This is a genomic window from Aeromonas sp. ANP5 (genome assembly GCF_963870295.1).
Classification (GTDB): Bacteria; Pseudomonadota; Gammaproteobacteria; order Enterobacterales; family Aeromonadaceae; genus Aeromonas; species Aeromonas veronii.
On the sequence record NZ_CAWMRY010000017.1, the window covers coordinates 1 to 18,497 of the forward strand.

Genomic DNA, 18,497 nt, shown 5'->3' on the forward strand with positions numbered 1-18,497 from the left:
CAATGGCAGCGTAGCGGTGGCAATGATACCCTTGAGGGAGATAGTGGTAATGACATCATCTTTGGGCAAAAAGGGAGTGATACCCTGATTGGTAGTCTTGGTGAGGATATCCTTATTCTAGGGAGCGACACTATGATCGGTGGAGCTGACTGCAATGCCAGGAAGTGGATAGCTGGCAATATGGATGGCAGTACCTACACTGTCACGGATTTCACCTTGGGGACACCTGCCAGCGGCGGAGATGTACTTGATCTGTCTGATTTGCTGGTTGGCGTACCAGCATGGGAGGAAAACGAAGATTTGGCGGTGGTGTTGGAGAATTACTTGTAGCTCACGACTACCAAGACGTTGACTATCGATTCCGCCGAGGCAGGTGGAGAGACAGAACTGACCATTCGGTTCTAAGGTAGTCTCGATTTGGATGTCAATGGTCCGACCACATCCAACTACGACATCATCAAGCAACTGCTGGATGATGGCAACCTAAAGGTGGATCCGTAACTTTCTTTCGGGGCCGGGCTTGCCTGGCCCCTGTTTTTTCCTCAAGGGGATGGATAAGATAGCGGCAGTAGAGGAGAGGGGTAATCATGCAGTCATTCAACTGGGTCGACATTGATGGCATCCGTTATAGCTGGGATGGGCAGGGGAACATTACCTGCGCAGGCCAGTTTGGCTATCAGGCCTCGATCGCGGGGGATCGGCTGGATGGGATGGAGATTGAGAATGAGGCCGGTGATGTAGCGGGCTCGCTCTATGTTGACTTCGCTACGGCCTCTATCACTTATGTGCCGGTCATGGATACCGAGTCTGCCCATAACATGATTCTGGTTGGCCATCATCAGGGGCAGCAGGAGTATCCGCTGGCCAGTTTTCACTCTCCGTTGTTGCAAGATTTGCTAGGACCATCTGATACCATCCCTTGGTCTGCGATGGAGGAGGATAGTGGTGGCACCAATATTGGACAGGCGGTGCAAGGACACGTTCTGTCGTGGGACTCGTTCCATTTCGATGATGAGGTGTTGGTCTGTGGCGCGGCTCCTGCGCTGGATATGGCAAACCAGAGCCAGGATCCCGGCAGCATGGTCACCATTAGTCTCGATCTGACCAATCAGATACTGGATCAGCTTCCCCCCTTGCACGATATATGAATCCCGTAGCTGCACGGGCATAATGGCCTCAATCTTTCCGATTGAGGTTTTTTTCTATGTGGCGTCCCCTTCTTACTCTTTCCGCTCTGGTTGTCAGTGCTCCGCTGCTGGCGATTGAAGTGCCGCAAGCGCCCCATCTGGTGGTGAGCGGTTATGCTGAGCAGAAGACCGAACCCGATATGCTCACCCTCAATGTGGCGGTGAGTGCACTGGATAAGCAGGGCCTCAAGGCCAAGCAGCAGGTCGATACCAAGGTCGCAGCCTTTTTCAGCCAACTGGAAGGGTTGGGGATCAAGCGCAGCGATGTTGAGGCTGGCAACCTGATGGTCTCTCCGGAATATCAGTATGGCGAGAACAAGAAGCCGGTATTGTTGGGGTATCGTGCTCAGCGACAATTGGCGGTGAAGCTCTATCAACTCGACAAGTTGAGCCCCCTGATGGATACCGCACTCAAAGCCGGGCTGGAGTCCGTATCCCAGATTGAGTACGGGTTGAAATCGCCGCAGGTCATCAAGGAGCAGGCCCGTCTGAATGCAGTTGAGGATGCCAAAACCAAGGCTGAATCTCTGGCCAAGGCGTTCGGGATGAAGCTTGGCAAGGTCTACAGTGTGGAGTACCGCAATGCTTCGCCCATTACCGCCTACAGCCGCAACCTGAAGGTGGTGCAGGCCATGGCGATGGCTGCTCCCGCGGCGGATATGGCGGACAACAGTTATCAACAACAGCAGATCACGGTAAGCGATAATATCGAGGCTGTTTTCTTGCTGGAGTGATATCCGTCGTTGAAGTCCAGTCATGAACAACCCCGCCATTTGCTGCGGGGTTTTTATTGCGCATCGATGCAGATATAAAAAAGCCGACGCTCGTGTTTACTTCATCGGGCGTCGGCTTTTTGTTGCGCTGGGTTTATCAGGCGGTCACAGCATCAGCTTTGGTCGCTTCCGGCGCCGGGTTGCGGATGAGGTAATCAAACGCACCCAGTGCGGCGGTGGCACCAGCACCCATGGAGATGATGATCTGCTTGAACGGTACCGTGGTGGCATCCCCTGCGGCGTAGACGCCGGGCAGGGAGGTCGCCCCTTTGGTATCGATCTCGATCTCGCCAAAGCGGGTCAGGGCAATCTCGCTCCCTTTCAGGAACTCGGTGTTCGGTACCAGGCCGATCTGGACGAAGATCCCCGCCACCGCCAGGTGTTTGATCTCACCGGTGGTGCGATCTTCGTAGTCCATACCGACCACCTTACTGCCATCACCGATCACTTCGGTGGTGCGAGCGCTCATGATGATGTCGATATTGCCCATGGAGCGAGCCTTCTTCTGCAGCACTTCATCGGCTCGCAGGGTGTCGGCGAACTCCACCACAGTCACATGCTCGACGATGCCAGCCAAGTCGATCGCTGCCTCGATGCCGGAGTTACCGCCTCCGATCACCGCCACTCGCTTTCCCTTGAAGAAGGGGCCATCGCAGTGCGGGCAGTAGGCCACGCCTTTGGTGCGGTACTCGAGCTCGCCCGGTACGTTCAGATCACGCCAGCGGGCACCGGTAGCCAGGATCACGGCGCGGCTCTTCAAGGTGGCGCCAGAGGCGAGATCCACGTTCACATATCCATCTTTGCTGATGGCGGCGGCGCGCTGCTCGGTGATCACTTCAACGCCGTACTCTTTGACGTGCTGCTCCAGGCTGGCTGCCAGCTTGGGGCCTTCAGTGTAGGGCACTGAGATAAAGTTCTCGATGCCGACGGTGTCCATCACCTGACCACCGAAACGTTCGGCAACGATGGCGGTGCGAATGCCTTTACGAGCGGCATAGATGGCCGCTGCGGCGCCGGCCGGGCCACCGCCCACGACAAGTACGTCGTAGGGAGCTTTCTCATTCAGCTCGGCAGCTTTGCGCTCTGCGGCGCCGGTGTCGAGTTTGGCGACAATCTCTTCGAGCGAGATGCGGCCCTGGCTGAACGGTTGGCCGTTCAGGTAGACATTCGGTACCGCCATGATTTGACGCTCGGCAACTTCTTCCTGGAACAGGGCGCCGTCGATCATGGTGTGAGTGATGCCGGGGTTCAGGGTCGCCATCAGGTTGAGGGCCTGTACTACGTCCGGGCAGTTGTGGCAGGAGAGGGAGATATAGGTCTCGAAGTGGAACTCACCTTTGAGATTGCGGATCTGCTCCTGCACGGCCGCATCGGCCTTGGAGGGGTGGCCGCCGCTTTGCAGCAGGGCGAGCACCAGAGAGGTAAATTCATGACCCATGGGGATGCCGGCAAAGTGAATGCGCGGGGCTTGGCCCTGCGGCGCGACACTCATGGAAGGCTTGCGAGCGGCAGTGCCAGAGGTCTGGGTGATCTTGGGGGACATCTCGGCGATCTCGCTGGCCAGTGCCAGCAGCTCTGCAGATTTGTCGCTGTCGTTGCCGGACACGCTGATCTCGATGGGATTGACGATGTACTGCAGATAGGTGTTCAGCTGTTGTTTGAGGTTGGTATCCAACATCTTCGAATTCCTTCTTGTGATTGCGGGTCGGCGTGAGATGTAAGCCGGAAAGCAGACCGGCGCCTTTGCTTGGGGCCGGAAACAAAACCGGCCCTTATACGGGCCGGTCTTGGAAGCGGGAGGCTTAGATCTTGCCTACCAGGTCCAGGGACGGGGCCAGAGTGGCTTCGCCTTCTTTCCATTTAGCCGGGCACACTTCACCCGGGTGGGAGGCAACGTACTGGGCTGCTTTGACTTTGCGCAGCAGTTCCAGTGCGTCACGGCCGATGCCGCCAGCATTGATCTCGACGATCTGGATGATGCCCTGCGGGTCAATTACGAAGGTACCGCGGTCAGCCAGACCAGCTTCTTCGATCATCACGCCGAAGTTGCGGGTGATGGTACCAGTCGGGTCACCAATCATCGGGTACTGGATCTTCTGAATGGTGTCAGAAGTGTCGTGCCATGCTTTGTGAGTGAAGTGGGTATCGGTAGAGACAGAGTAGATCTCGACGCCCAGTTTCTGGAATTCAGCGTAGTTGTCAGCCAGGTCGCCCAGCTCGGTCGGGCAAACGAAGGTGAAGTCAGCCGGGTAGAAGAAGACCACGGACCACTTGCCTTTCAGGTCAGCGTCAGACACCTGAACGAATTTGCCATTGTGGTAGGCGGTAGCATTGAACGGCTTGATTTCAGTGTTGATGTAGGTAGACATGTAATTGCTCCTTGGTGATGTACATATGCCGGTCTGGTGTTGAAGAGTCTTGCCAGACGAGGCGCTTAACTTTCGATGGATTCATCATAGGGGCTTCCGCTAATCGATAAAAGCCGCAATTTTGAATCGCTTAAATCTACTTATTAGATAACTCACTATGGCTGTACCTAACATGAATATCTCTGGCCTGCTGAGATAACTCCTTGTCGTGGTTCAATATCTGTGCGCTACATCGCCTTTTCAAGGCATAAGAAAGGGTGTGCAGAGCCACGATGACGCGATGAGATAAACGGTGGTGCAAACAGGTGGCGCAGGAGGTTGAGGCCGCTGCTTGCAGCGATTGGGATGTGTTGGCAAGTGGAGGCAGAAAGGCGCAGATAAAAAAATCCCGGCGCTATCGCAACGACAGGGCCGGGTCATCAAACAAGGAATGGCTATATAAACAAATGCTTTACAGCAAAGACTAACTACGGGGTGTGCAAATTTGCAGACATATGAGAGGAAGATAATGGGTGCACAATCCCTCGTCTCCCCCTCGGCAACTATTGCATGAGAGGGATGATAGTGTGACGCAGATCACAAGGCAAGCATTTGGTGTAATTTTTCAATCAAAATGAAAGTGTTTCATCATTTAAGTTTATTTTGACGGCTGAAAACGCTTTTATTGTAATTTAATTACAGTCAGAGCTGTCAAAAGTCGGTAGGTGGTTCCTGCTCTTCCATCAATTCCAGCAGGTTGATGGCCACGGCAATAAAGTCCGACTCGGTGACAATGCCGATCAGCTTGCGTCCTTTGAGTACCGGCAGGCAGCCATATCTGTGCCGCTGCAGGTAGAGTGCCGCCTCCTTGATGCCGGCGTGAGGATCTACGCTCGCCACTTGCCGTGTCATGATCTCGTCGAGTTGCACGCTGTCGGTAAATTCTGCTTCCCGCTCCGGGCTGATGAGCAGCAGCTTGGATTCCCGGGTGGCCAGGATATCGGTGAGGGTCACCAGCCCCAGCAGGTGGTGCTGCTCGTCGACGATGGGAATGTGGCGGATCCGCTCCTGCTGCATCAGGTCCATCGCCTGTTTGACACTGTTTGACGGACCCAGAGTGAAGGGATGTTCGGTCATGATTTCGGATAGGGTCATCATGGTGGGCCTCCTTGTGTATCTGCTTTCACCCTAGCCCAGCCCCAACTGGCAAAACATGATCAGGGTCAATACAGAACATTAAAGAATCATTAACCGGAGGTGTGTCTCAATATTGCTCGCTACCCCTTGTCTCTCTTGGGTTTTTGGTCTTTTGGGTTGCCTTGGAAGATGGGGATAACTAGACTAGCCGCCGATTCCCCCCGAGGTGAAAGATGCAAGTATCCGATTTTCATTTTGATCTGCCAGACGAGCTGATTGCCCGCTATCCGATGGCAGAGCGTACCGCCAGCCGCCTGTTGCAGCTCGATGGTCAAACTGGCGCCCTGCGCCACGGTCAATTTGTGGATGTGCTGGATCAGCTCAATCCGGGTGACCTGCTGGTATTCAATAACACCCGTGTCATTCCGGCGCGTATGTTTGGCCAGAAGGCCAGCGGCGGCAAGCTGGAGGTACTGGTCGAGCGCATTCTGGACGAGCACAGCGTGCTGGCCCATGTCCGTGCCTCCAAGGCGCCCAAGCCCGGCACCCGGATGATCATGGATGGTGGTGTTGAAGCAGAGATGCGCGCCCGCCACGACGCTCTGTTCGAGATCCACTTCCTCGACCCGCGTCCGGTGCTGGAGATTTTGGAGGCCATCGGCCACATGCCGCTGCCCCCCTATATCGACCGTCCCGACGAGGATGCCGACAAGGAGCGCTACCAGACCGTTTACAATCAAAAGCCGGGCGCCGTCGCCGCGCCGACCGCCGGCCTGCACTTTGATGAGCCGCTGCTTGAGAAAATTCGGGCCAAAGGGGTTGAAACGGCCTTCGTCACCCTGCATGTAGGGGCGGGGACCTTCCAGCCGGTGCGGGTTGAGAAGATTGAAGATCACCATATGCACTCCGAGTATGCGGAAGTGCCGCAAGAGGTGGTAGATGCCATCGCGGCCACCCGTGCCCGTGGTGGCCGGGTGATCGCGGTGGGGACCACGTCGGTGCGTTCGCTGGAGAGCGCGGCCAAGGTCACCCTGGCACAGGGCAAACCGCTGGCGCCCTTCTTTAGTGACACCGATATCTTCATCTTCCCGGGCTACCAGTTCCAGATTGTCGATGCCATGGTCACCAACTTCCATCTGCCGGAGTCGACCCTGATCATGCTGGTCAGCGCCTTCGCCGGTTATGACAACGTGATGGCGGCCTATCAGGCAGCCGTGGCCGGGCAGTACCGTTTCTTCAGCTACGGGGACGCCATGTTCGTCACCCGTCGCCAGGTTGAAGCATAAGCTTCAGCTTATTTACCGGGCCGTGAGCGGCCCTCCTATTGTCAGACTGTTTATCTGACGCAGCCGAGGTAGCAATGAAATTTGAACTGAAAACCACCGACGGCCGTGCCCGTCGCGGTCAACTGGTCTTCGAACGTGGTGTGGTACAAACGCCGGCCTTTATGCCGGTCGGGACTTACGGCACCGTCAAGGGGATGACCCCGGAAGAAGTGCGTGAAACCGGCGCCCAGATCCTGCTGGGTAACACCTTCCACCTCTGGCTGCGTCCGGGTCAGGAAGTGATGCGTGCCCACGGCGATCTGCATGACTTCATGAACTGGCAGGGCCCGATCCTGACCGACTCCGGTGGTTTCCAGGTGTTCAGCCTGGGCCATATTCGCAAGATCACCGAAGCGGGCGTCCACTTCCGTCACCCCATCAATGGCGAGAAGATCTTCCTCGACCCCGAGAAGTCCATGGAGATCCAGTACGATCTGGGCTCCGACATCGTGATGATCTTCGACGAGTGCACCCCGTACCCGGCCACTTATGAAGAAGCGCGCAAGTCCATGGAGATGTCCCTGCGCTGGGGCAAGCGCTCCCGCGACAAGTTTGATGCGCTGGGCAACAAGAACGCCCTGTTCGGCATCATTCAGGGCTCGGTCTACGAAGATCTGCGGGATGTCTCCCTCAAGGGGCTGCTGGAGATCGGTTTCGACGGTTATGCGGTCGGCGGTCTGGCCGTGGGTGAGCCCAAAGAGGACATGCACCGCATCCTCGAGCACGTCTGCCCGAAAATTCCGGCTGACAAGCCGCGCTACCTGATGGGTGTCGGCAAGCCGGAAGATCTGGTGGAAGGGGTGCGCCGTGGTATCGACATGTTCGACTGCGTCATGCCGACTCGCAACGCCCGCAACGGCCACCTGTTCACCACCGATGGCGTGGTGAAGATCCGCAATGCCCAGCACCGCAACGACACCAGCACCCTGGATGCCGAATGCGATTGCTACACCTGCAAGAACTACAGCCGCAGCTACCTGCACCATCTGGACAAGTGCAACGAGATCCTCGGTGCCCGTCTGAATACGATTCATAACCTGCGTTACTACCAGCGTGTGATGCAGGGTTTGCGGGACGCGATCGAGCAGGGTAAATTAGACGACTTTGTAACAGAGTTTTACCGTCGGCAAGGGAAGCCTGTGCCTCCGTTAGCTGAAAATGACGTTAAATAACAACAACATATAATTTTGTTTTTTTTAAATCTACATCAATAAGAGGTTGTTAAATGAGTATTATCTCCAAGGCGTATGCAGAAGGCGCAGCACCGGGTGCACAGGGTGGTGGTATGGAAATGATCATCATGCTGGCCGTATTCGGCCTGATCTTCTACTTCATGATCTATCGTCCCCAGGCCAAGCGTGCCAAGGATCACCGCAATCTGATGAGCTCCTTGTCCAAGGGTGATGAAGTGCTCACTTCTGGTGGCTTGGTTGGCAAAATTGCCAAAGTGGCTGCAGACAGCGATTACCTGGTGATCGCCCTGAACGACCAGACTCAAGTCACCATCAAAAAGGACTTCGTCTCTGCCGTTCTGCCCAAGGGTTCTATCCAGTCCCTTTAATCTCCCAAGGAGCACAGCGTGTTGAATCGCTATCCGCTGTGGAAATACCTGATGGTGATCCTGGTGATCGCCATCGGTTTTCTATATGCAGCCCCCAATCTTTACGGCGAAGATCCGGCTTTGCAGGTTTCTGCCAGCCGTGGTGCCGAAGTCAAGCTAGATACTCTTGATCTGGTGAAAGAGACCCTTGAAGCGGCCAAGATCCCGGTCAAACATGCTGCATTCGAGCACGGTTTTATCCTGATCCGTTTCAAGAACACCGAAGACCAGCTGAAGGCGCGCGATATCGTTGCCAACAAGCTGGGCGACAACTTCATTACCGCACTCAACCTGGCACCTTCCACTCCCGCCTGGCTCGAAGCCATCGGTGCGGCGCCTCTGAAGCTGGGTCTTGATCTGCGCGGTGGTGTGCACTTCCTGATGGAAGTGGACATGGCCGAAGCACTGACCAAGCAGCAAGAGCAGATGGTGCAGGATTTCCGCTCCGAGCTGCGCACCCAGAAGATCCGTTACTCCGGTGTGCGCCGGGTCGGTGATCAGGTGCAGGTGATCTTCCGTGACGAAGCCGATCAGGAACGCGCCGTTTCTCATCTGCGTCGTCAGAACCCTGATTTGACCTTCACTACCGAGCAGAAAGGGGATGAGTTCATCCTGCTGGCTGGTCTGAGCGAAGCCAAGATCAAGGAAGTGAAGAAGTACGCCCTCGAGCAGAACATCACCATCATCCGTAACCGGGTCAACGAACTGGGTGTGGCCGAGCCGCTGGTACAACAGCAAGGCGCCGAGCGCATTGTCGTTGAACTGCCCGGTATTCAGGATACCGCCCGCGCCAAGGAGATCCTGGGGGCAACCGCGACCCTGGAATTCCACATGGTCGATGAGACTGCCGACATCCAGGCTGCGGCCGATGGCCGTGTCCCGCCCAGCTCCAAGGTCTACAACGATCGCAACGGTCGTCCCGTGGTGCTGCAAAAGCGGGTGATCCTGACCGGTGACCACATCGTGGGTGCCCAGTCCGGTTTCGACGAGTACAGCCGTCCCCAGGTCAACATCAAGCTGGATGGCCAGGGTGGCAACAAGATGGCCAACTTTACCAAGGACAACGTGGGTAAAGGGATGGCGACCGTCTTCATCGAGTACAAGCCGGTCGGTCAACCTGGTCCGGATGGCAAGCGCAAGTTCCGCAAGCAGGAAGAGGTGATCAACGTCGCCACCATCCAGTCGCGTCTTGGCAGCCAGTTCCGTATCACAGGTATCGACAACGCCAACGAAGCCCACAACCTGGCGCTGCTGCTGCGTGCCGGTGCCCTGATCGCCCCGATCCAGATCGTGGAAGAGCGCACCATTGGCCCGAGCCTGGGTCAACAGAACATCGATAGCGGTATGGAAGCCATCGGCTGGGCCATGCTGGTGATCGTGCTGTTCATGGGGATCTACTACCGTGCGTTCGGCTGGGTTGCCAACCTGGCGCTCTGTATGAACCTGGTGTTGATTGTCGGCATCATGTCGATGATCCCGGGGGCCACGATGACATTGCCGGGTATCGCCGGTATCGTCTTGACGCTCGGTATGGCGGTTGATGCCAACGTGCTGATCTACGAGCGTATTCGTGAAGAGATCCGCAACGGTCGTGGTGTTCAGCAAGCCATCCATCTGGGCTTTGATCGAGCATTCTCCACCATCGCCGACTCCAACGTGACCTCGCTGATCACCTGTGTGATCCTGTTCGGTATCGGTACTGGCGCCATCAAGGGCTTTGCCCTGACGCTGGGCATTGGTCTGACCGCCTCCATGTTTACTGCCATCACAGTTTCCCGTGCCATTATCAACCTGGCTTGGGGTGGACGGCGTATCGACAAGCTGCCCATCTGAGGATAGAGAGATGTTTCAGATTCTACATTTTGAAAAACCGATCCCGTTTATGCGCTATGCCAAGCCGGGTGTGGTTTTCTCTTCCGTGCTGATGGTGGTAGCCCTGTTCTTCCTGTTTGATCGGGGGCTGAACTGGGGTCTGGACTTTACCGGTGGTACCACCATCGAGGTGGGGTTCCAGCAGTCGGTGAGCCTGGACAAGATCCATGACGCTCTGGAAGAGCAGAAGATTGAAGGGGCAACCCTGCAACACTTTGGCTCCAGCCGTGACGTGCTGTTCCGCCTGACCCCGAAAGAGGGGGTCAAGGTAGAACAACAGGGTAACGAAGTGCTGGCGGCGGCCAAGCAGCTCGACGAGGGCGCAGTGCTCAAACGCGTCGAGTTTGTCGGCCCTTCCGTGGGTGATGAACTGGCGACAGACGGTGCGCTGGCCATGCTGGCCTCCATCCTCTGTATCCTGGCCTACGTGGCAGTGCGTTTCGAATGGCGTCTGGCGCTGGGGGGCATTCTCTCCCTGGTGCACGACGTGGTGATCACGCTGGGTGTCTTTGCCTACTTCCAGTACGAGTTCGACCTGACTGTACTGGCGGCACTGATGACCCTGGTGGGTTACTCCCTGAACGATACTATCGTGGTGTTCGACCGCTTGCGGGAGAACTTCCGCAAGGTGCGTAAAGGGGATACCGAGTACATTCTGGATCTCTCCATGACCGAGACCCTGAGTCGTACCATCATCACCTCCGGCCTCACCTTTATCGTGGTGCTGGCGCTTTTGCTCAAGGGCGGTGCGCTGATCCACGGTTTTGCCGTGGCCATGGTGATCGGTGTGGCGTTCGGTACCTACTCCTCCATCTATGTGGCGAGTGCGTTTGCCATGTTCCTCGGCGTCAAGCGCGAGCACATGCTGCCCACCCAGGTAGAGAAAGAGGGTGCGGACCAACAGGAAATCCTGCCGTAACAGTGAAGAGCGCCTCATGGCGCTCTTTTCTTATCTCTGCGTGTCGTTTGCTGACGCACATGATTTAAACAACAGGAGTTTGTCATGCATCACAATCCCCGTTTTTTGGCGCTGGTTGACGGGATCCGCTCCCGCATCACCGAAACCGATGTTCACCAGATCAAGCGCTGGCAGGATGAAGGGCGTACGTTTCACCTAATCGACGTGCGGGAAGAGAGCGAGTGGGCCAGGGGCCATCTGCCCGGAGCCCGATATCTGGGTCGTGGCGTGATTGAGCGGGATATCGAGACCCAGTTCCCGGATCTTGAGACCGAGCTCTACCTCTATTGTGGTGGTGGTTTTCGCTCCATTCTGGCGGCGGACAACCTGCAACAGATGGGTTATCGCAAGGTGATCAGCGTCGACGGCGGCTTTCGCGGTTGGTGCGATGCCGGATACCCTGTCGAATCCTGATTTATTTGAGGTAGAGGGGCACAGCTACATGACAAAGCGGCAGTTGACCTTTACCATATGCGGGGTCAAGCGTAAGCGTCGGAGTGTTCATTGAACGTCAGGAAAGGGATTGGATACCTCCTAGGTATCCTGTTGTTGCTTCCCATGTGGGGTTGCAGCAGTAGCAGTCAGGTTAACACCCCCAAGGTTCCCAAGCCGCAGCCTGCTTCACTGGTGTTGGCGACCCCCCTGCAGGTCTCCTACCAGAGTGAGCTGGCGCTCGCCCGACTCGGGCAGATGCTCAGTGAAATGGAACTGACCACCGAGCAACGGGCAGAGTTGTTCTATGAGCGTGCCGTGGTGTTTGATCGGGTTGGTCTGCGTTCCCTCGCGCGGCTCGATTTCAACCGTGCCCTGCGGGAGAAGCCGGATTTCGCCGAAGCCTACAACTTCATCGGCGTCTATCTGGTACAGCAGCAGAATTACGACGAAGCCTATGATGCGTTCGATTCCGCCCTCGAACTGGCGCCGGACTATGACTATGCCTATCTCAACCGTGGCATCGCCCTCTATTACGGTAACCGTCCCGAGCTGGCCGCGGCCGATATGAAGCGTTTCTACGAGGCGCAGCCGGAAGACCCCTATCGGGTGATCTGGCTCTATCTGGCTGAGCAGAAACTCGACCCGTCGGCCGCAATGAGCCGGATGCGCGAGCGTCTCAACAAGTACGATGACGATGCCTGGAACTGGGATCTGGTTCGCCTCTATACCGGCGAGATCAACGCTTCCCAGCTGATGGGCAACGTGGTGAAAGGGGTGAAGGATAACCGGGAGCTTGCCGAGCGCCTGTGTGAAACCTACTTCTATCTGGGCAAGTTCGAGCTGGGCAAAGGCAACCGCAAGGAAGCCATCAGCTACTTCAAGCTGGCCTTATCCAACAACGTCTATGACTTCATCGAGCACCGCTATGCGCTGCTGGAGCTGGAGTTGATGGCGCGCAAGCCCTTGCCGCCAGGTGCCCAGAGCGCTCGTAACAAGGGTGATCAGCCCTCCTGATCCACTGCCAGATAGTGGTAAAAAAGGCCTCGCGATGAGGCCTTTTTGTTGGGCGAATGGCGGGTTTACTCCACCAGGCTCATGCCGGGGATCTGACGCCAGTAGCCGTTGCAATCGCTTCCTTGCTGCAAGGAGAGGGGAGCCTGGCCCTGCCGGTTGGCTTTGAAGCGGGCCAGCATCTCCAGCGTCTCCATCCCTTGCGGCGAAAGCCTGACCACATCTACCAGACCTTCCATACCAGCCAGCTCGTTACCCAGGTTGTAGCAGTAACCGGACTGGGTCTGGATCCCGTTGAGATTGAACACCCGTTGCCCTTCGCGGCTGTTGGCCAGTCGTCCGGTGGGGTAGTTGATGCAGGCGAGCTCGCAGTTGTCCTTGGGCTTGTCGAGGGATCGGGCGGTGAAGCAGCGCGCCGAGTAGGCGAGCGGCAGATGGCCGTAGGCAAACACCTCCACCTCAAATTGGTCGCGCAGGGTGCCCAGATCCTGATTGAGCTGGATCAGCCAGTCACGGGAGAGCTCCACCGGCATGACCCAGCGTTTCATCCCCTGTTTGAGCAACATGCGCAGCACATCGGCGTTATAGGCGTTGATGGCGGGGCCACAGACGAAGGGGATCCCTGCCTCCCAGGCGAGTTGCACCGTACCGAGATCGTTGGCTTCGACCATAAGATCGCCATTGTCGACCAGCCGCTTCACCTCCTTGAGCTCGGAAGGGGCGGAGATAAGGGCGAGGGTCGAGAGCACCGCCTGCTTGCCGGAGCTGGCCACCTGACGGGCCAGCGCAATCCAGTCATCGACTTTGAGTTCGCGCCGCTTGCTGCAGACGGTCTCCCCCAGATAGATGATGTCGGCCTGACTGCCGGCAGCGGCATGGTAAAAGGCTTCGGTATCGGCTTTGGGCCAGTAGAAGAGTAGAGGCCCGAGAGAAAATTGCATGGGTGGACTCCTTATTGCCACTGACGATGGTAGGCGCCGAGGGTAGTCTGGCTACCTTCGGAGACGCGGGCTAGCTGGGCATCCCACTCAGCTTTAACCTGATAGGCCTCGGGATTGGCCTGATAGGCATCGATGGCTGCACGCCAGACCCGGGTCACTTGCTCCACATAAGCGGGGCTGCGCTGGCGCCCTTCAATCTTGACCGACTGGATCCCGGTCTTGAAGAGCTCGGGCAGGAGACCCAGGGTATTGAGACTGGTGGGCTCTTCCAGCGCGTGGTAGGTCTGGCCATCCACGTTGAAACGCCCCTTGCAGAGGGTCGGGTAACCGGCATTTTCGCTCGGGCCATAGCGGTCGATCAGCACCTCGTTGAGTCGCGACTCGAGACCATTCGGGGTCTCTTCCCAACGGACGAACTTGGCCGGTGAGCAGGCGCCGACGGTGTTGGGACTCTCGCCAGTCATGTAGGAGGAGAGATAGCAGCGCCCCTCGGCCATGATGCAGAGGCTGCCAAAGGCGAACACCTCAAGGCCAACATCGGTCTCGCGGGCCAGCTGCTTGACCTGATGCATGGAGAGCACCCGGGGCAGCACCACCCGTGTGACATTGAATTGCTGCTGATAGAAGCGAATGGCGGCGGCATTGGTGGCGCTGGCCTGCACCGAGACATGGAGTTCCATCTCGGGGTAGTGGCGGCTGGCATATTCCAGCACGGCGAGATCGGCGATGATTAACGCATCGGCGCCGAGGGCCACCCCGCGATCAACCGCCTGTTTCCATCGAGTATCGGCCCCGGGATGGGCAAAGGTATTGATGGCAATATGCAGCTTGCGACCATGTTGATGCACATAATCTACCGCCTTCTCCAGTTTGCTGTCGGTAAAGTTGAGACCGGCAAAGTGGCGGGCATTGGTGTCATCCTTGAAACCGATATAAACGGCATCGGCCCCGTTATCCACGGCGGTTTTCAGTGCCGGCAAACTGCCTGCCGGACAGAGTAATTCCATTGGTACGCTCCGAGAGTGCATATGAAGGGCAAACGAGCCCTGATTGTATGCAGCCATGCACTCCCGCTTTTTGACCTGAGGCAGCTTTGTGTGGCTTTACCCTTCTTGAGGTAACCCTGCACAAGTTTGATTTCCAACAGGATCTTGCCACTCTCCCTGTGTTTGAATGCGCAAAAAAGGGAGTCTATCGTGTTTCAACAACTGCAACGTCGCCTGGTCGAACAGGCTCCGCGCTTCTTGCGCCATCCCCTCAAGCTTGTTCCCTTCAATCTGCAAAAGCAGCTGATGGAGAGTTTGCTGGCCCGGGTATTCAAAGAGGCTATCGAAGATGGCGATTTCGAGTTTCTGGCAGACAAGTGGCTGAAAGTCGAAGTCTCTGATCTGGAGCTGTGCTGGTTTATCAGTGAGCAGAATGGCCAGCTGGTGGTAGCTCGCGAGTGTGACAAGGCCGATGTCTGCTTCAGCGGTACGGCCAACGACCTGATCCTCATCGCTGGTCGCAAAGAGGATCCGGACTCGCTCTTTTTCCAGCGCAAGCTGAAGATAGAAGGGGATACCGAACTGGGCCTTGAGGTGAAAAACCTGATGGACAGTCTGGATCTCGATGGCTTGCCAAGCCTGATGAAGTATCCCCTGATGGATCTGGCGACGTTTATCGAACGCGCCCGTACCGAGTCAGCGCAGGCTCCGGTGCAGACGGCGCCGGGCGGGATCCCGTCTTAAGTGGACAATCACCCCATGGACATGGCGACGATAATGGTGCCGTGCCCAGAGGCAGCGACAGGCCCACAGACAGGGCACCAAGGCGATGAGCGCCGCAGGGGCGGGCAGCTGTGACATGGCCAGCCCCGCAGCCAGCCAGATAAAGGGTTGCGCTTCATACAGCCACTCCGGCTGTAGCCAGCGTTTGCTCGGAAAGATAATCAGATCGGTACGTCGGTAGCTGGAGCGCATCATCCAGGTCACCGCTCCGGCGATAAACAGCAAGGTGCCTGCAAACCAGAGCAGGGGCTGTTCACTCAACGTAATAATGGCAATGGCTGCCAGCAGGTAGAGGCTGGGCAATCTCTCATAGATAAAGGGAGGAAGCATGGCGTGGTGTCTCCTGTGCCGTTTATCGGATATCCATCAAGTTTAGCCCCCCCCTCTCACTTCCCTCATGCTGGTTTGTTATACAAACGGGTAGTTTTGTTCTGAAATGGCTCGGCTTTTACGGTGCCAACATGGCGTTCTCTTATGTTACAATTGCGCGCCATTTTTGACTGAAGATTGACTGGGCATGTTGGATCAGATTCGTATCGTTTTGGTAAACACCTCTCATACCGGCAACATGGGGTCTGCGGCACGCGCCATGAAGACCATGGGGTTGACCCAGCTGGTATTGGTTGATCCGCAAGCCTTGCCGGATGACAATGCCTTCGCCCTGGCGGCTGGTGCCAGCGATGTGCTTGCCAATGCCCGTATCGTCCCGACACTGGACGACGCGATCGCCGATTGTGGTCTGGTGATTGGCACCAGCGCCCGCTCGCGAACCCTGAGCTGGCCCATGCTCGATCCCCGTGAGGCCGGCGAAAAGTCGGTGGTTGAGGGGATGCAGCACCCGGTTGCGTTGGTGTTTGGTCGTGAGCGCACCGGTCTCACCAACGACGAATTGCAAAAGTGCCACTACCACGTGGCCATTCCGGCCAATCCTGACTACAGCTCTCTCAATCTGGCCATGGCGGTGCAGACCCTCTGTTACGAAGTGCGGATGCGCTGGCTGCAGGGGCAGGCCGCCGAGCCTGAAGAGGAGATGGCCTATCCGAGTGCCGCCCAGCTGGAAGGGTTTTATCAGCACCTGGAACAAACCCTGATGAAGACCGGTTTTATTGCCGATGACCATCCGGGTCATGTGATGAGCAAGCTGCGTCGCCTGTTCAATCGGGCTCGGCCGGAAGCAGCTGAGCTCAACATTCTGCGCGGTATTCTGACCTCGGTGCAGAAAGCGCACGTACCGGATTAATCCGACTGATTTACTCAACCATATACTTGACTGATTTGGTCGGGTATGTGACCATGTGCCCCATTAAATTGCTTCGCAAGACGGTAAGGCACATGAGACTGACTTCAAAAGGACGTTACGCTGTAACCGCCATGCTCGACGTGGCGCTGCATGCAGAGCAGGGGCCCGTCCCCCTTGCCGATATTTCCGAGCGCCAGGGCATCTCGTTGTCCTATCTCGAGCAGCTCTTTGCCCGCCTGCGCAAACATGGTCTGGTGAGCAGCGTGCGTGGCCCGGGTGGTGGTTATCGCCTCGGGTTGGCCCCAGGCGAGATTTCGGTTGGTCAGGTGATCACCGCAGTCGATGAGTCGGTCGATGCCACCAAGTGTCTCGGCAAGGGCGGTTGCCACGGCGGTACCCAGTGCCTGACTCACTCCCTGTGGCGTGATTTGAGCGAGCGGATCTCCAGTTTCCTCGGGGATATCACGCTGGCCGAGCTGGTACGCCAGGCCGATGTGCGCCGCATTGCCGGCAAGCAAGATGAACAAATGAAGACCGTGTTGTCCCTGGTTGATCGGGCAGAACACGGCGATGTGAGCTTGAAAGTCCAACTATAAACGTGCTTTCCACAGCGGGACTCTGTATGACCCGGACTGTGACGGAGAAAAACATGAAACTGCCTATTTACCTTGATTATTCGGCAACCTGTCCGGTGGACCCGCGTGTCGCAGAAAAAATGATGCAGTGTCTCACCATGGATGGCCTGTTCGGCAATCCGGCTTCCCGTTCTCACCGCTTTGGCTGGCAAGCCGAAGAGGCGGTGGATCTGGCCCGTAATCAAGTGGCAGATCTGATCGGTGCCGATCCCCGCGAGATTGTCTTCACTTCCGGTGCGACCGAATCCAATAACCTGGCCATCAAGGGTGTTGCCCACTTCTATGCCAGCAAGGGCAAGCACATCATCACCTCCAAGACCGAACACAAGGCGGTGCTCGATACCTGTCGCCAGTTGGAGCGTGAAGGGTTCGAGGTGACCTATCTTGAGCCGATGCCCAACGGCCTGTTCACTATCGAGATGATCGAGAATGCCATGCGTGATGACACCATCCTGGTCAGCATCATGCATGTGAACAACGAAATCGGCGTGGTTCAGAACATTGCCGCCATCGGCGAGTTGTGCCGTTCCCGCAAGATCCTGCTGCACGTGGATGCCGTTCAGAGTGTGGGCAAGATCCCGGTAGATGTGGAAGCACTGAAAGTGGATCTGCTCTCCGTCTCTGCGCACAAGGTATATGGTCCGAAAGGGATCGGTGCACTGTTTGTTCGCCGCAAACCCCGCGTTCGTCTGGAAGCCCAGATGCACGGTGGCGGCCACGAGCGCGGCATGCGTTCCGGTACTCTGCCGACCCACCAGATCGTCGGGATGGGCGAAGCTTTCCGCATCGCCAAAGAAGAGATGGTGAGTGAAGGCGAGCGCATCTTGGCTCTGCGCCAGCGTCTGTGGAATGGCATCAAGGATATTGAAGCCGTCTACATCAATGGCGATCTGGAGCAACGTGTTCCGGGCAACCTCAACGTCAGCTTTGCCTATGTGGAAGGGGAATCCCTCATCATGGCGCTGAAAGATTTGGCGGTCTCTTCCGGTTCGGCCTGTACCTCCGCCAGCCTGGAGCCCTCCTATGTGCTGCGCGCACTGGGTCTGAACGACGAGTTGGCACACAGCTCCATCCGTTTCAGCATGGGTCGCTTCACCACCGAGGAAGAGATTGACTACGCGGTCAAGCTTATTCGTGACTCCATCGGTCGTCTGCGCGAGATGTCCCCCCTGTGGGAGATGTACAAAGACGGCGTCGATCTGAACACGGTCGAATGGGCTCATCACTGATCTATCTGGTCAGTGAGCAACAGAATTAGCAGGAGTG

20 protein-coding genes are annotated in these 18,497 nt (G+C 56.9%); 14 read left to right on the forward strand and 6 right to left on the reverse strand.

The window, feature by feature from the left end; translation table 11 throughout:
* From AACT07_RS11215 to AACT07_RS11225, 3 genes are all read left to right on the forward strand, one after another.
* A partial coding sequence (locus AACT07_RS11215) for a type I secretion C-terminal target domain-containing protein (protein WP_253182256.1) occupies window positions 1-330 on the forward strand: 330 nt, incomplete at its 5' end.
* Window positions 331-587: 257 nt separating this feature from the next.
* Window positions 588-1,148 carry a hypothetical protein gene (locus AACT07_RS11220; RefSeq protein ID WP_005337339.1) on the forward strand — a complete coding sequence of 187 codons (561 nt, stop codon included), beginning with the start codon at window positions 588-590 and terminating at the stop codon, window positions 1,146-1,148.
* Window positions 1,149-1,204: 56 nt separating this feature from the next.
* The gene (locus tag AACT07_RS11225) at window positions 1,205-1,921 is read left to right on the forward strand and encodes an SIMPL domain-containing protein (protein ID WP_005337338.1); all 717 of its coding nucleotides are present in this window, start codon (window positions 1,205-1,207) and stop codon (window positions 1,919-1,921) included.
* A gap of 136 nt (window positions 1,922-2,057) precedes the next feature.
* Here the strand turns inward: AACT07_RS11225 and ahpF are convergent, their stop codons facing one another.
* The 3 genes from ahpF to AACT07_RS11240 all read right to left on the reverse strand — a co-directional run bounded on the left by ahpF (window position 2,058) and on the right by AACT07_RS11240 (window position 5,466).
* Complete coding sequence (gene ahpF / locus AACT07_RS11230) at window positions 2,058-3,638, reverse strand: alkyl hydroperoxide reductase subunit F (RefSeq protein WP_069527779.1); 1,581 nt, start codon at window positions 3,636-3,638, stop codon at window positions 2,058-2,060.
* Between the two features lie 124 nt (window positions 3,639-3,762).
* Window positions 3,763-4,329: an alkyl hydroperoxide reductase subunit C gene (gene ahpC, locus AACT07_RS11235; protein ID WP_005337335.1), complete on the reverse strand. Its 567-nt coding sequence runs from the start codon at window positions 4,327-4,329 to the stop codon at window positions 3,763-3,765.
* Between the two features lie 690 nt (window positions 4,330-5,019).
* Window positions 5,020-5,466, reverse strand: a complete 447-nt coding sequence (locus tag AACT07_RS11240) for a CBS domain-containing protein (RefSeq protein ID WP_013723842.1) — start codon at window positions 5,464-5,466, stop codon at window positions 5,020-5,022.
* Window positions 5,467-5,678: 212 nt separating this feature from the next.
* Between AACT07_RS11240 and queA the strand changes: the two genes are divergently transcribed.
* The 7 genes from queA (at window position 5,679) to nlpI (ending at window position 12,649) form a co-directional block, all read left to right on the forward strand.
* Complete coding sequence (queA, locus tag AACT07_RS11245; RefSeq protein ID WP_005344678.1) at window positions 5,679-6,731, forward strand: tRNA preQ1(34) S-adenosylmethionine ribosyltransferase-isomerase QueA; 1,053 nt, start codon at window positions 5,679-5,681, stop codon at window positions 6,729-6,731.
* Window positions 6,732-6,805: 74 nt separating this feature from the next.
* Window positions 6,806-7,942 carry a tRNA guanosine(34) transglycosylase Tgt gene (gene tgt / locus AACT07_RS11250; protein ID WP_005337329.1) on the forward strand — a complete coding sequence of 379 codons (1,137 nt, stop codon included), beginning with the start codon at window positions 6,806-6,808 and terminating at the stop codon, window positions 7,940-7,942.
* A 53-nt stretch (window positions 7,943-7,995) separates the two neighbouring features.
* The gene (gene yajC / locus AACT07_RS11255) at window positions 7,996-8,331 is read left to right on the forward strand and encodes a preprotein translocase subunit YajC (protein WP_005337327.1); all 336 of its coding nucleotides are present in this window, start codon (window positions 7,996-7,998) and stop codon (window positions 8,329-8,331) included.
* A gap of 18 nt (window positions 8,332-8,349) precedes the next feature.
* Window positions 8,350-10,203: a protein translocase subunit SecD gene (gene secD, locus AACT07_RS11260; RefSeq protein ID WP_005337324.1), complete on the forward strand. Its 1,854-nt coding sequence runs from the start codon at window positions 8,350-8,352 to the stop codon at window positions 10,201-10,203.
* A gap of 10 nt (window positions 10,204-10,213) precedes the next feature.
* Window positions 10,214-11,161: a protein translocase subunit SecF gene (gene secF / locus AACT07_RS11265; protein ID WP_005337322.1), complete on the forward strand. Its 948-nt coding sequence runs from the start codon at window positions 10,214-10,216 to the stop codon at window positions 11,159-11,161.
* A gap of 84 nt (window positions 11,162-11,245) precedes the next feature.
* On the forward strand, window positions 11,246-11,614 hold the full coding sequence (locus AACT07_RS11270; protein WP_005351016.1) for a rhodanese-like domain-containing protein: 369 nt from the start codon (window positions 11,246-11,248) through the stop codon (window positions 11,612-11,614).
* 90 nt (window positions 11,615-11,704) lie between these two features.
* Complete coding sequence (gene nlpI / locus AACT07_RS11275; protein ID WP_005351017.1) at window positions 11,705-12,649, forward strand: lipoprotein NlpI; 945 nt, start codon at window positions 11,705-11,707, stop codon at window positions 12,647-12,649.
* 65 nt (window positions 12,650-12,714) lie between these two features.
* On the opposite strand, the gene AACT07_RS11280 is transcribed toward nlpI, so the two are convergent.
* Window positions 12,715-13,587, reverse strand: a complete 873-nt coding sequence (locus tag AACT07_RS11280; protein WP_069527781.1) for a U32 family peptidase — start codon at window positions 13,585-13,587, stop codon at window positions 12,715-12,717.
* A gap of 11 nt (window positions 13,588-13,598) precedes the next feature.
* Window positions 13,599-14,594 (reverse strand): ubiquinone anaerobic biosynthesis protein UbiU, encoded by a 996-nt coding sequence (ubiU, locus tag AACT07_RS11285; protein WP_069527783.1) that lies wholly within the window; start codon window positions 14,592-14,594, stop codon window positions 13,599-13,601.
* 189 nt (window positions 14,595-14,783) lie between these two features.
* Between ubiU and ubiT the strand changes: the two genes are divergently transcribed.
* Window positions 14,784-15,317 (forward strand): ubiquinone anaerobic biosynthesis accessory factor UbiT, encoded by a 534-nt coding sequence (gene ubiT / locus AACT07_RS11290; protein WP_005344837.1) that lies wholly within the window; start codon window positions 14,784-14,786, stop codon window positions 15,315-15,317.
* Here the strand turns inward: ubiT and AACT07_RS11295 are convergent.
* Window positions 15,270-15,686 (reverse strand): hypothetical protein, encoded by a 417-nt coding sequence (locus AACT07_RS11295; protein ID WP_069527784.1) that lies wholly within the window; start codon window positions 15,684-15,686, stop codon window positions 15,270-15,272. The two genes, ubiT and AACT07_RS11295, sit on opposite strands and share 48 nt — an antisense overlap.
* Window positions 15,687-15,873: 187 nt before the next feature.
* On the opposite strand from AACT07_RS11295, the gene trmJ reads away from it, so the two are divergent.
* From trmJ to AACT07_RS11310, 3 genes are all read left to right on the forward strand, one after another.
* Window positions 15,874-16,596, forward strand: coding sequence for a tRNA (cytosine(32)/uridine(32)-2'-O)-methyltransferase TrmJ (trmJ, locus tag AACT07_RS11300; RefSeq protein ID WP_069527786.1), 723 nt, complete (start codon window positions 15,874-15,876; stop codon window positions 16,594-16,596).
* 92 nt (window positions 16,597-16,688) lie between these two features.
* Window positions 16,689-17,192 (forward strand): Fe-S cluster assembly transcriptional regulator IscR, encoded by a 504-nt coding sequence (gene iscR / locus AACT07_RS11305; protein WP_026035025.1) that lies wholly within the window; start codon window positions 16,689-16,691, stop codon window positions 17,190-17,192.
* A gap of 53 nt (window positions 17,193-17,245) precedes the next feature.
* Window positions 17,246-18,460: an IscS subfamily cysteine desulfurase gene (locus AACT07_RS11310; RefSeq protein ID WP_013723838.1), complete on the forward strand. Its 1,215-nt coding sequence runs from the start codon at window positions 17,246-17,248 to the stop codon at window positions 18,458-18,460.
* Window positions 18,461-18,497 lie beyond the last annotated feature (37 nt).